The following is a 13,553-nucleotide window of genomic DNA, read 5'->3' as shown; positions in this document are numbered from 1 at the left end:
AATTAATAAATGGCCACATTCGAAATGACGGGGCAGGCTTTGGCACCTGTGATATTGATGCGGATTTTGCCGGCTTTAACCGGTGCCAGCTTCAGAATGCGCTTATACCCGATGGTTGTTCCGCTGGCCACCTGTTGCCAGGCATCGTTGTTCCATACTTCTACCGTAAAGGATTTTACCCGCTGCCCCAGTTTAATGTACTCCTGCAGCATCACATATTTGATCGTTTGCAGTTTCCCGGTATTTATTTCCAGGGATGCCGTAGTTACTGCATCATCTGTTGCCCAGTAGCTGTCGGGATTGTTATCTACCGCATTAGCGGGTGCATAAGCAGCTTCTTTACCGCGATAGTTGCTGGCACTTGCAGCGGCGCCCTGTGCCTTGTTCTTACCCAGTTCGCGGTTAAGGATATTCCGGAAGCCATATAATGATTTGATATCCCGCTCATGAAAAATGCCGCGCTGATCGGGTGGTATGTTCAGCAACAATACCGAACCGCGGCCAACAGAAGTGAGGTAAATATCAAACAACTGCTCAGGCGTTTTTACCAGTGAATCTTCTTTTTTATGATAGAACCAGCCTGGTCTGATAGATACATCTACTTCGGCCGGGATCCAATGAGTACCATCTTGCGATCCTTCATTCAACAGTTTTTCAATGCCTGCTTTGCCGGCATACAGGGTATCGGGGGTAATCGTATTCCAGTTGGTTTCGCCGGCTACACCACGTTCATTTCCTACCCAACGCACGCCGGGGCCGGCATCGCTGAAGAAGATAACATTCGGCTGCAGCTGGCGCACCAGGTTCAACGTATTCGGCCAGTCGTAATAGGTTCTTCCATCGATCCGGCGTTTCTCATTCGCGCCGCCATAATAACCATCCCCGCCATTCGCACCATCGAACCACATTTCAGTGACCGGCCCGTAATTAGTGAACAGTTCTTTCAGCTGGTTACGGTAATAAGTGATATACTCCGGCGTTCCATAATCTGCCCGGTTGCGATCCCACGGCGAAAGGTATACGCCGAATTTCAATCCATATTTTTTACAGGCATCGGATGCTTCTTTTACAATGTCGCCTTTGCCGTTTTTATACGGACTGTTCTTTATGGAATGTTCTGTGTATTTGGTAGGCCATAAGCAAAATCCGTCGTGGTGTTTACAGGTAAGGATCATTTGCTTGAACCCGGTCTCTTTCAGCACCCGCGCCCACTGCATGGCATCGGTTCCCCTGGGGTTGAACAGGGCCGGGCTCTCGTTGCCCATCCCCCACTCGCGGTCGGTAAAGGTATTGATGGTAAAATGTACAAATGCATTTGTTTCCATCTGGTGCCAGGCCAGCTGCGCCGGCGAGGGAACCGGGCCAACTGCTGCCGGTGGATCAACGGGGCGAACAAGCGGTGGCAAAAAACCAATGGACACCAATGCCGCTGTTGCTGTTATTATAATTCCTGTACTGAATTTCATACTTGCTCCTGATTATATATGTCAATGATTCAATTTCTATAATGATGCTATGTTAATCTCCGGCTACCACGAACTCAAATGCCAGTGCAGGAATACCCTTCATTTTTTGTACGGCCGCCGGTATTGTCACTTTTATTTTTTCACCGTTAACCGCATATTTAACATTAGCGCCGGTTGACAGCAATTTCAGTTTCGATCCTTTGGCCGGAATATTAATATCCCATTCAAGGGTAGCAGGCACCGGACTGTTCTCATCGAGCAGCGCCAATGCATATACCGACCTGGTATTTTTTGATTGCGTGAAATACACTTTGCCACTTTGATAACCCTGAATAGGGCGGGTATTATAGATGGCCGCGCCATTTGCTTTCAACCAGCTGCCGATCTCGGCCAGCCGCTGCACGGCAGGCGCATCCAGGGTGCCATCCGGTTTGGGACCAACGCCCAACAGGAGGCTGCCGCCTTTAGCCACTACTTCAATCAATTGATGAATGACCTTACCGGTTGATTTCAGTTTATCGCCAGGTACATAGCCCCAGTTATCACCCAATGTAATACAGCTTTCCCAGGGATGATCAAGCTGTTTATCGGGCACCCGTTGTTCAGGTGTTTGGTAATTCTCATAGGGGCCATGAACGGTTCTGTCTACGATCAGCAGACCGGGCTGTGCTTTGCGCGCCATGGTGGCAATGGTAGGCATGTCAATATCCTGGCTCCAGGCAGGTATGGCCGCGCCCCAGGCTTTTACTTCTTCTGTTACCGTTTCCAGCGGACGCACCCAGCCGCCATCGAGCCAGAGGATGTCCATAGAACCGTAATCATGCATCAGCTCACTGATCTGGTTATACGTATATTCCTTGAACTTATTCCAGCGCCAGGGATGTTTGCGGATGTCGTAATTATTATTTCGATCGGGGGTGGCATACATTGGCCACCAATAATAAGGGCAATGCCAGTCGGGCTTAGAAAAATAAGCGCCGATCATAAATCCTTTCTGCCGAAAAGCATCAAACACATGTTTGGCCACATTGGCTTTGGGATTACCGGCGAAAGGTCCGGCCGTGATCTTGAAATCTGTTTCTTTGGTATCGAACATACAAAATCCATCATGGTGTTTGGTCGTAAAAACCAGGTAACGCATGCCGGCATCTTTGGCGGCCTGGGCCCATTGCTCGGGGTTGAATTGAACGGGATTGAAATCCTTGCTCAGGCCCCAGTACCATTTTTTAAAATCACCATAATCACTGGTACTGTCGCGGCTGATCCAGTCTTCTGAACACAAAGCCCAGGATTCGATCATACCAGGTACGGCATAAAGGCCCCAGTGGATGATCATTCCAAACTTCTGATCGCGCCAGGTTTCCAGTTTTTCTTTTACTGCCGGATCAGCAGGCCATTCATACTTCGTTGATTGCGGGTGAACGCCCTGCTCCTGTGCCTGTACCGTAGTTTTGTTCAAAAGGCCGGTCAGCGAAAAACAAAGTGCGCTCCGCAAAACCCAATGTTTCGCGACTTGTAAAGGGGCAATACTGCTAATGGTCATAAGCTGATGCTGGTTTTTAGATGAATAATTGGCTTCCCTACAGGAAGACGACCGCGTCATTTGTTAAGATGGCAATACAAAAAATAAAAGGTAATGGTACAGGATATTGAATTAAACGGGAGGCCAAAACTAAGTACTGACCAAGAATTTTCAACGATACATGCCGGATTTTAAAAAGTCCCGAACTTAGATTTAGTTAACATCCCAGAATATCCTGGCATTTCGCAGATCTTTTTCTTTCACGGATGCATAGTTTGCATTATATGAGGTTTCACTCGAGGGGTACACCAGCCTGGAAGGTGGCAACTCATAGCCCGGCAAAGTAGAAGGATAAAATTGTAAAACCGGGTAGTTGGTCCTGCGGCATTCGGCCCAACTCTCTACCGATTGCAAAAAACCAAAATGCAGCCATTTCTGGGTCCAGATCTTTTCCAGTTTCTCATTCACCGTTCCGGTATATCTTATTTGATCCTTTTGTAAAAAGGTATCAATGACACCAGCCGCTGGTGCCGCCAGGGGCAAACGAGTGGCCGTGTTCAGGCTGTTTAAATAATAGTAAAAGGCGATCGACTGCCGGATGGCTTTCTCATAGGCCGCCTGTGCATCGCCCCCACCCCAGCGTTCCCAGGCCTCTGCTTTTAAAAAATTTACCTCCGCGGCCGTGATCACAATGCCCGGCAATTTGCTGTTGAATAAAAATGTGGCGGAATCGAGTATGGCATAGCGGCCCAGGTTCACCTGTTGCTGCTCGGCATTAAAACTTACCGGCAGCCCATTGTAATCGGCATTGGGTATGAACTGATCGCCCTCTGTTCTGCCATATTTATCGAACATGACGGGAATGCGTGGATCATCACAGGGTTTCATTACCGTATTCAGCATAAGATCCGGCGCTGAGTAGTTGAACACTTCAGAGAGGGCCAGGTGCAGGTCATCGGTATAGCTGGTAAGCGGCTGTAATAAAACATCGGTTTGTGCCGGCAGATAATTCGCTTCCCCATCGATCAGCGGATATAAAGATGGATTGTTGATAATGGTCAGCGCTTCATTCCTTGCCCTTTCTTCATTTACAAAGGAGGACCGCATCAGCAGCCGCAAGCGGATGGAATTGGCATAACGCTGCCATTTTTCGAATTGCCCGTTTAATAAGATATCCTGCTTGCTGAACGAGGCATGTGCAGCGGCTGATAATTGGGTGCTGGAAAAATACAGGGCGGCATTTTTTAGTCCATCGAGAATAGCATCGTATACCGCTGCAGCATTATCGAACTTTGCCTCCATCAACCTGCCTGAATTACTTACACTGCCTGCTTCGCTGAAGGGTATATCGCCCCAGAGATCAACAATTTGCGAAGCCTGGTCAAACATCACTACTTTGGCCGCCATATAGAAATGGCTCAATTCTTTTTTCTGCTGTTCATCGGTTATGGATTCATACAGCGATTCAATCAACCGGTAATGGGCCATTATGCCGCCATTACCGCCTTCTGCTGCGGTGCCGGGCCGGTAAAAGTCATTCCATCTGTCCTGTGTGTAGCCGGCGTTCTGCTGGTAAGCCGTTGTTGCGTTTAAATAACCTATCGATTGGGTATAGATGCCGGTATGCAGCACTACAAAAGTGCGGATGTTCCAGTAAGAGGGCCGCACGCGGTCGTTGTGCAGCATCTCAGTAAAGAACTTTTCCATGGAAGGCTGTACCGTTTGATCGGCATCATAATACAGGTCTGCCAGCTTTTTGCGGCAGCCGCCTGCCAGTAAGGCCAGTAACAGCACCCAGGAAATTATATATAGAACCCGTTTGGTCATTTCTCTAAAAATCGAGGTTTACAGAAAATCCAAAACTGCGCGTTGCCGCCATGGAACCTTCATCAACACTTTGCCTGATCCAGTTGGAACCAATGGTGGCTTCGGGATCGATGTTCTTGAGGGTACGGTAGAAATACAAGAGGTTCCTGCCAATAAGCGAGAACCGGATGCTGTTGAAATGCATCTTATGAGTGATCTTCTGGGGTAAGGTATAGCCCAATACAAGCTCTCGCAATTTGATATAACTATTGTCTACCACAACACTTTCATTCACTGCGGAAGCACCCCAGATGAAGGTGTTCATATAATAATAGGCGGCATCCACGATCTGGGTATTTTCTTTTCCGTTTACGGTTACCCCCGGCAAGATAACGCCATCATGGTATACTTTGCCGCCATCCGGTGCCGGCGCCTGGTGATGAGGCAGTAAGATCTTTTCACCACCCTGGTTAATATAGTAAGGCAATCCGCCATGTTCCGCATCGCGGTACTGCAGGGTGCTTTCATACATGCCCGCCCCGGTATTATATTTCAATGGAGGAGAGACCAGTTTCCCACCGAACCGGTAATCGATGGCACAATCGAAGGTGAAGTTTTTCCAGTTAATAGAGTTGAACCAACCACCGGTAAGCCGGGGCATTACATTGCCTACTTTTTCATAGCGGTTGTTGTCTATCACATATAAACCGTTTGACCCAATTACATAGTTGCCGGCATCGTCTTTCAACCGGGGATAAATATAAATATTGCCTACCGTCTCATTTTCTTCCGCCACTATTCTTACGGCGTTTTGCTCGGCTTCATAAAATACAATATTGTTTACGCCTGGCGCCAATTTGCTCACCTTTGAACGCGACAGGGAGGCATTCAACAGGGTTGTCCATTTAATTTTATTGATGGCTACCGGAATAGCATGTAAGCGCATTTCCACGCCATTGCTGCGTAATTCACCGGCATTTACCAGTTTGGTTATGGCGCCGGAGCTGGCCGGAATGCTCAATTGCACGATCTGGTCAATGGTGCGGCTATTGTACCAGGTTATATCGAAGCCCAGCCGGTTCCTGAACCACATGGTTTCCAGTCCTACTTCCAGTTCATATTTATGTTCCGGACGAATATCGTTATTACCGGCATTCATTTGTGAGTTCAATGCGGCCACGGGACCGGTCATGGTCGACAGCGTTCTTTGGGTATAAGCAACCGGCGACGTGTAAGCCGGCGGTGCATTGCCAACAATCCCTGCAGAGGCGCGCAGTTTGCCGAACGAGATCCAGGCCGGCAGCTTCGCCAACTCACTAAAGATAAAGCCGGTATTAAGCGATGGATAGAAATAATTGTTTTTGCCCGGCGGCAAAGTAGAGGAATATTCCTGGCGGGCCGTACCTTCAAAAAACAGGTAATTCTTATATGAGAGGTTAAAAAAGCCGAGGAAAGCATATTTCAAAATGGCGCTTCTGTCGGTTATGGTGGTTACGGGGCGGAAAGAATTTTCGAGGCTGAACCAGTTCTCCTGCAAGAGGCCATCGGTAGTTTCTGAGGACTGATCGTTGAATGTTTCTTTGCGTGACTGGAAACCGCCTGTTACGGAAAGATTCCAGTTATTGTGCAATTTGTTTGACCAGGTCACCAGTCCATCGCCATAGAGGATAGAATACCGGCCATTGGCTATTTTATATTGCCCCGTACTGCTGTTGGCAGCATTAAATCGTGTAGGATACTCATTGTATTGCTTGGTCGCTGTTTTCAAACTGGTAAAATCATTACCCAGGCGTGCCCTGAACTTCAGGTGTTTGTTCAATTCATAATGCAGGGTTACGCTATTGAGGAAACGGTCCTGGTACTCATCTTCACTGTTCCGTAACTGCATCCATAAAAAATCAAGCATTTCGTTCTTCACATTATAGCGCAGCGCTTCAGCAGGATTTCGCTGTGCCTGGTTAAAAGGCACCCATTTATACCCTTCACTGGTTTTATACTTGTCAAAGACTACCGACATATCTTCGGCCCGGCTGAAAAAACCGGCATAAGCGGCAATGATCCTGGTCAACTGGTAAGGGCGGTTATGCACCTTGCTGTTAAAATAGTTGGCAATCACATCTACATTCAGTTTATCGTTGATCTTTATATTGCTGTTCAGGTGAACGGTATTGCGCTGCAGATCACCTCCTTGTTGTATGCCTTTATAGTCGTTGCGGGTATACGATAAGCGGTAAGACAATTTATCGGTTTGGTTTGCTACTGAGGTATTCAAGATGGAATTGAAACCCGTGCGGTATAATTGGCGGTAATTTTTCTCATGCGCCGTATAAGGGCGCATTTGCCCGTCCCACCAGGGCACATGTTGATTATTGAATTTGGGTCCAAACTGCGCATAGGCGGCAAAGTTGGGCCGCAGATCGTCGTTGATGCCATCGCTATCAGTATCAACCGGGATCCAGCCTTCCTCTGTAGCACCTTCCGAGAGATTGGTGGCCCGGTCGGCGCCGGGACCATAGATCTGCTGGTATTTCGGCAAAAAAGCCGCCTTTTCAATGGTATTGGTATAATTCACAGACACTCCCAATCGCTTTTTGGGACTGCCTTTTTTGGTGGTGATCACCACCACACCGGCTGCCGCTTCTGACCCATAAAGCGCCGTGGCGCTGGCGCCTTTTAAAATGGAAAGATTGTCGATATCGGCCGGGTTAATATCGAGGATGCCATTGCCGCGAATGCGCGGATCGACCCAGTATCCACCATTATTGATGCCGGCAATACCTTTTTCATTGGCATTGCGAATGATGATGCCATCGACTACATACAAAGGCTGCGCATTAAAGTTAAGCGAGTTCACGCCCCGGATCTGAACCTGAACGGCACTGGTAGCCCCACCGGGCGCCGTATTGATCAATACACCCGGCGAACGGCCATATAAAGCAGAAGCGAAATTGGTGTTACCCGATGAGGTAAGGTCTTCTGCATTTACTGTGCTTAATGAATAACCGAGGGAGCGGGAATATTTGTTTACACCAAGGGCGGTTACCACCACTTCATTCATCAGGTTGTCTTCTACCGCGAGTTGTGCATTGAGATATATGATGGGGCCGGAATTATGCAGATGGATCTCTTTTTTCTCATAGCCAACACTTGTCAGCTGCAGTACATCGCCTTTTGTGCCTTCCAGGTCAAACTCACCATCGGCATTGGTGGTCGTGCCCCGAATACTGCCCTTCACCCAAACACTTACATTGGCCAGTGGCTTTCCGTCTACGCTGGTTACGCGGCCTTTTACGAGTGAACGTTTTCGTTCTGTTGCGGTATTTTTTAATTCTGTGGCGTCAGGAGCATCGGTGTTTTTCGTGAGCGGAGCGGCGGCGATGATGACAAAGGTCTTATCATTTACTTTTTTATAATGCAGGCCGGTGAACTGAAGCAGCTCTTCGAGTATTTGTTCAACGGGCCGGTTCTTATTGATCACCGGTCTTACAAGTACATCGCCAAAAGCTTTATTCGAGAAAAGAAAGAAGATGCCTTTTGATTGATTCAATTGTTTCAGTATGGCAAAAAGGGGTTGGCGGGCAATAGTCGTATCTTTTGCCGGGGTTGAAACGCCTGCATGTAAAGATTGCCGGGGTGGCTTTTTCCGGTTCAATGAAACACCAACTTGCCCATCTACGCAGCAAACAATCATTAAGGCAACCGTGAAAAAACATCCCCGGAGAAATCTCTCCGAGCCTTTTTTCCTCATACGCAGATTTTAAAACATAAACCTGCCTGGTCTTTATTTCTTTCTGATCAGAATCTCTTTGTCCGATTTTACTACATCATATTCAGGTAAGGCTTCCAATGATTGTAAAAAAACCTCCAGGTTATCATTGGGCATGATGCCAGAAATTGATGAAGCGGCTACTGCTTCATCGGCCAGGGTAACTTTTATTCCATACAGTTCGGTTACCAGTGAAGCCACTTCTTTCATAGGAGTGTTCTCAAATATGAATTTACGCTCAGTCCATGCAAGAACAGGTGCGCTGTTGACAGTTCTCTTTTGAATACCGCTATTATTGAATTCAACGTAATCGCCGGGCAACATTTTCACCTGATGCGCATCGCGCTGAACCGTAACACTCCCTTCTTTCAGCAAAACATTGCTTTTATTATTCCGGTTAATAACATTGAATTGGGTTCCTGTTACCACCACATCAAAATGGCCGGTATGTACAATGAACCTGTCTTTTTGAGCTGTTTTCTTTACATGGAAAAAGGCCTCGCCGTTTACCCACACTTCGCGGTCTTTGCCCGCAGTCCACTTCGTGTAATCAAGGGTGGTATTGGCATTCAGCATTACCTGCGATCCGTCGGGTAATATTTCCTGCCGGGTTTCCCCATAGGCGGTTTGTATTGAGAGTTTGCCGGCTGTGCGGCTATATTGCCAAAATATAATTGAAGTTAAGAAAATAATTGCAGCAGCTGCAGCAGCGGCCCACCATTTAATTCGGCGCGATCGCATGGGAAGCACCCGGCCGGAAAGATGGTTCTCATCGGCGATGCCGGTGGCTTTTAATAGTTTTTGCTCCGCCTCTAAAAGGCGTTGCTCATCAACCTGCTGCTCTTTCAGGGTAATGGTGGTAAGCAGTTGTACGGCTTCATCGGCCCGTTTTTTTTGCAGAGGATCACTGGCTATCCGGGTGTTCCATTGATCTATTGCCTGTGGGTCGGATTTAAAATACCACGCCAAAAAGCTCTCATCACTTAACAGTTCTTCAACAGTATTGATCGATACATCCATATATTAGGTTTCGCTTCTAATTTAGTACTGCAAAATCAATTTTTGTAATCATATTTTTCCGCTTTTTTATCAATTTCGAATAAAACATATCCTAAATTCACATTTGTTTCTGTTTCATACTCACAAAACTAGCTTAGCTGTATAATACATTGATAGCCAATCAGCCGGATATAGCATTATGGGAGGCCTACCAGAAAGGCGATCACGATTCGTTTGCTTTGTTGTTCCGTCGCTATTATGAACCCCTCGTTCAATACGGCAGCAAACTCACCAATAGCAACGATGTGCTGGAGGACTGTATCCAGGAATTATTCACCGAACTCTGGCAGAACAAGAGCCAGACCCAGGTGCAATCGGTAAAAGCCTATTTATTTAAATCACTGAAATATAAACTGTACCGGGCCCACCAGCGGAAGACCGCCGGTCCCTTCAATGAAAATCACAGCGATGCTCTGTTTGAACTAAGCCACGAATCCCTGCTGGTAGGCAGGGAGTTGGATGCCGAAAAAACAGCCAGGGTATTGCAGGCCCTCGCCCGGCTCTCGAACCGGCAAAAGGAGATCATTTACCTGAAGTATTATCAGGAACTGAGTTATGAAGAAGTAAGTGAAATAATGAATATTAATTACCAGGCGGCCCGCAACCTGCTGTACCAGTCCATTAAATCATTAAAAAAACTGCTGACGACCGTGGCTTTTGTGTGTTTCCTGCTGTGTTAGTAATACTTATTTCTTTTTGAGCAGTTTATCCTTTAATACCCCCAGGATGCTTCTCTTTTCATAAGTCCTTTTGTACCAGTCGATATCTTTCTGAAAATGGGCGATATCATTCAATAATTTATTGATGAGCTGGCGGTGCCCTTCTGTACTTTCAGCGCTTTGGCTCAATTGTCGTTGAAGATCAGCCACTTCCTCCGCTTTTTTACTGATCTGCCATTTCAATGCTTCAATTTCCTGCCGCTGGTCTGCAATGGTGCGTTGCTTATTGTCAATTTCCTGCAAAAGATATTGGGTGATCTTTTCCAGCTTTTCGTTGATGTGCTTATAAGAGACATCGCTTGTTGCATGTCCATTAGCCAATCCCTTCGGTTTTTCATTTATGCCTTTGTGCCCGTTTACAGAAATTTCCATATTGGTTCTATATTTATGCTTATCACTTTTATACCCTTTCATAGAGACTCCGATACAGTGAACACGTTGCATCTACATTAAATTCTTTATGGCAGAGCCAGCCGGAATACTCGCCCATCACCCGTAACATGGCAGGATTGTTATAATATTGGAAAATTTTAACAATTGCCTCCTGTGCACTGGTGAAAAGATCCCCGTTCAGGCCCTTTTTTACAATGTCCCGATTGCCGATGCAATCCCGCAACAGCACGGTTTTACGAAGCGACAACGCTTCCAGTACCGAAAAGGACAACCCTTCGTACTGGGACGTTGATAAATATAAATTGGCACCGTTGAGCAACTGCAGCACTTCCGACTGTTTCAGCCAGCCGGTAACAGTTATGTTGGGAGAAGTGAGCAGATGCCTTTCCTCCCCGTCGCCTACCCAGATAAATTCAAACTGATCGAAACCTTTAAAATAAGTGGCGATCGCATTAAATAAAGCCGGATTCTTTTGTGGTACAATACGGGCGCAGGTAATGATGCGGAACCTGGCCGACTCAGGCGGTGTATCGTTACTGCTATGGCGGGCATGTATGGCAATGCCATTATTGATGCTCAGTGCCTTGATGCCTAATTTGCGGTACGCCTCGCGCTCCGATTGCGAACTGCAAACCACTTTACCGCCAAAGGAGGACCCCACCTTTTCGAATAGTTTGTATAATACGTTAATAGCGTTCATATTACTTAACAGAAAGGGAGCGCCGTTCGGCGTATAGATCACATTGGGAATATTCATCAGGCGGCAGGCCAGCCGGCCCAGGAAACCACTTTTTGAAGAATGCAGGTGCACGGCATCAACCATATCGCGCGCCTTCAGGTTTCTTAACAAGCGGCAGAGCTCCAGCAGGGCGGCCGTATCTTTTACCAGGCTGATATTGCGCTGCGCCGAACGCCACCTGATAAACTGTACATTATCATCGGGAAAATATTTTATTATTTCCGAAGAACTCATCACATACTCGCGTTCGCCATGAATAACGATATGATAGTCGTCGCGCAGGTTTTGAACGATGGATTGAACGAATGCCGCTATCCCAGAAGCAAAAGGCTCTACTACATGTACGATCTTCATATAAGTGTTCTATAAATCAATTAAATACTATAAAGTATAGTTTGCTCATGGTGCTTATTTAAAATTATAACAGTACGGCGGCATATTATATAGCCGTTGGGTGCATAACAGTGTTTTGTTCACGCATACCACTTATTATGTTTGTATGCCATTATGCAGTTAAAGTAAATATGGAAGCTGCTACAAATCAGTATTAGGCTTTCCAGGGCCCTGATTGTTGAGGGGAGGGTATCGTTGCTCAGTGTTGTGACCGCGCGAGGCAGCCATGCAGCTATAAGCCATTTTTATGCCTATTGTTCATAAAACTTTCCTTAAAAGACACCGCGCTTAAAAATTACCAGGTAAATTGCTAATAACCAGTCGGTTATTATTTTTACCCCGAATTCATATTTACCTGGGATAGTCCATGAAAACAGGGCCAGCGGGCTTATAATTCCACATTTAAATGAAAGCTAATTTGCTTGCATTACCCACAATCGTTTAAAGATATATACTTGCAGACAAAAACCATTAAACATTAATGGTTGCAGCCATTACCAGGCCTGGCACAAAAAACGCAACCAGTTGCCATGCATAATGAGCTCAATATCGGCAGATGAATATCCCCGTTTCGCAAGGAGGGCCGGTATCTTTTGCAGATCGGCAATGGTTTCCAGGTCATAAGGTGATTGCTCCTTGCCAAAAGCGCCATCCAGATCGGTGCCAATACCTACGTGCAGGGCATTCCCCGCCAGCTGGCAGATATGATCGAGGTGATCGATCATTTTATCGAGGTTACACTGCATAGCTTCGGGGGTAGATTGCTGCCGCACCCAACCCGGCACCATCATCCAGGCGTCGAGCGCACCGCCGATCACCGCCCCTCTTTCTATCAATGCCCTGATCATATCATCACTGAACTGGCGGTTATGGTTTACCAGCGCCCGGCAATTGTTATGGCTTGCCCAAACAGGTCCGGTAAAAATTTCCAGCGCATCCCAGAAAGCATCATCACAAAGATGGGTGGCATCCAGGATCAGGTTCAACTTCGCCATTTCACGCAGCAATTCCTTACCTGCTGGCTGCAGTTTACCGGAGGCATCGGTTCCATTGGCGTAGCGCCCGGGGCCATAATGGGCCGGGCCAACGGCCCGCAGCCCGTATTCACAGGCAGTTTCAAGATGTTTCAGGGTTACCAGGGAGTCGGCGCCTTCCAGGCTCAGGATATAACCGATGGGTTTATCATCATTCGGCGCTCCATTCTGCCAAAGGGCCACGTGGCTGTCCAGATCGTCTTTTGTTTTTATCATCACCATTTCGCCGGCTGCTTCCATGGCTTTATACCAGGCCAGCTGCGCCTGCGTTTGCGCCCAGGCCTGCTCAGGCGAATGCCAACCCGGCAAAGGATTGTCCGGCGCAACATAGCGGGCTATTTGTGTAGCTACCACCAACCCGATATTGCCCTGCCTTAACTCGGGTAAAGCCACAGTACCTTTCGCACGGTCTGGTTTATCGGTCATTCCAAGCTCGCGTTTACGAATTTCCATAACCGGCTGCCGCAGGTCGCGGTTCCATTCCATGGCATTCATGCTCAGATCGAGGTGTGCATCTATGGTAAACATATTCTCTCTTTCCTCCGCCGGGTGGCGGAGTTTTTTAAGCATTTAATTATTAATTCGTGACATTCATTACCGCCGCCATTCACCCGTACTCTTATTTCAAGCCTTGGGTCTTCACTTTTTTTCGGTCA

At 47.2% G+C, this 13,553-nt stretch carries 9 protein-coding genes; 1 reads left to right on the top strand and 8 read right to left on the bottom strand.

Annotated elements, in window-relative coordinates:
• Positions 1-2: 2 nt before the first annotated feature.
• From JT717_RS04605 to JT717_RS04585, 5 genes are all read right to left on the bottom strand, one after another.
• Entirely contained in the window at positions 3-1,466 is a 1,464-nt protein-coding gene (locus tag JT717_RS04605; RefSeq protein WP_205508993.1) for an alpha-L-fucosidase, read from the bottom strand.
• A 52-nt stretch (positions 1,467-1,518) separates the two neighbouring features.
• Entirely contained in the window at positions 1,519-2,961 is a 1,443-nt protein-coding gene (locus tag JT717_RS04600; RefSeq protein ID WP_240347811.1) for an alpha-L-fucosidase, read from the bottom strand.
• Positions 2,962-3,201: 240 nt separating this feature from the next.
• The gene (locus tag JT717_RS04595; RefSeq protein WP_205508991.1) at positions 3,202-4,815 is read right to left on the bottom strand and encodes a SusD/RagB family nutrient-binding outer membrane lipoprotein; all 1,614 of its coding nucleotides are present in this window, start codon (positions 4,813-4,815) and stop codon (positions 3,202-3,204) included.
• Positions 4,816-4,819: 4 nt separating this feature from the next.
• The gene (locus JT717_RS04590) at positions 4,820-8,542 is read right to left on the bottom strand and encodes a SusC/RagA family TonB-linked outer membrane protein (protein ID WP_205508990.1); all 3,723 of its coding nucleotides are present in this window, start codon (positions 8,540-8,542) and stop codon (positions 4,820-4,822) included.
• Positions 8,543-8,575: 33 nt separating this feature from the next.
• A complete protein-coding gene (locus JT717_RS04585; RefSeq protein WP_205508989.1) occupies positions 8,576-9,580 on the bottom strand; it encodes a FecR family protein in 1,005 nt (334 codons plus the stop codon).
• Positions 9,581-9,729: 149 nt separating this feature from the next.
• Here JT717_RS04585 and JT717_RS04580 point away from each other — a divergent pair, with 149 nt between their 5' ends.
• The gene (locus JT717_RS04580; RefSeq protein ID WP_205508988.1) at positions 9,730-10,299 is read left to right on the top strand and encodes an RNA polymerase sigma factor; all 570 of its coding nucleotides are present in this window, start codon (positions 9,730-9,732) and stop codon (positions 10,297-10,299) included.
• Positions 10,300-10,305: 6 nt separating this feature from the next.
• Here JT717_RS04580 and JT717_RS04575 read toward each other — a convergent pair whose 3' ends face one another.
• From JT717_RS04575 to JT717_RS04565, 3 genes are all read right to left on the bottom strand, one after another.
• Positions 10,306-10,710 carry a hypothetical protein gene (locus tag JT717_RS04575; protein ID WP_205508987.1) on the bottom strand — a complete coding sequence of 135 codons (405 nt, stop codon included), beginning with the start codon at positions 10,708-10,710 and terminating at the stop codon, positions 10,306-10,308.
• 28 nt (positions 10,711-10,738) lie between these two features.
• Positions 10,739-11,824 carry a glycosyltransferase gene (locus JT717_RS04570; RefSeq protein WP_205508986.1) on the bottom strand — a complete coding sequence of 362 codons (1,086 nt, stop codon included), beginning with the start codon at positions 11,822-11,824 and terminating at the stop codon, positions 10,739-10,741.
• Between the two features lie 533 nt (positions 11,825-12,357).
• Positions 12,358-13,467 (bottom strand): dipeptidase, encoded by a 1,110-nt coding sequence (locus JT717_RS04565; protein ID WP_240347810.1) that lies wholly within the window; start codon positions 13,465-13,467, stop codon positions 12,358-12,360.
• Between the last annotated feature and the right edge of the window lie 86 nt (positions 13,468-13,553).

The sequence above is a fragment of the Longitalea arenae genome (assembly GCF_016924755.1).
GTDB lineage: Bacteria > Bacteroidota > Bacteroidia > Chitinophagales > Chitinophagaceae > Niastella > Niastella arenae.
Note: the sequence above shows the minus strand (reverse complement) of the source record. Positions and strands in the feature narration are given on the sequence as shown.

Coding starts and splice junctions, on each gene's coding strand:
- JT717_RS04605 (WP_205508993.1), bottom strand. CDS start 1,466: ATGAAATTCAGTACAGGAATTATAATAACAGCAACAGCGGCATTGGTG.
- JT717_RS04595 (WP_205508991.1), bottom strand. CDS start 4,815: ATGACCAAACGGGTTCTATATATAATTTCCTGGGTGCTGTTACTGGCC.
- JT717_RS04590 (WP_205508990.1), bottom strand. CDS start 8,542: ATGAGGAAAAAAGGCTCGGAGAGATTTCTCCGGGGATGTTTTTTCACG.
- JT717_RS04585 (WP_205508989.1), bottom strand. CDS start 9,580: ATGGATGTATCGATCAATACTGTTGAAGAACTGTTAAGTGATGAGAGC.
- JT717_RS04575 (WP_205508987.1), bottom strand. CDS start 10,710: ATGGAAATTTCTGTAAACGGGCACAAAGGCATAAATGAAAAACCGAAG.
- JT717_RS04570 (WP_205508986.1), bottom strand. CDS start 11,824: ATGAAGATCGTACATGTAGTAGAGCCTTTTGCTTCTGGGATAGCGGCA.
- JT717_RS04565 (WP_240347810.1), bottom strand. CDS start 13,467: ATGCTTAAAAAACTCCGCCACCCGGCGGAGGAAAGAGAGAATATGTTT.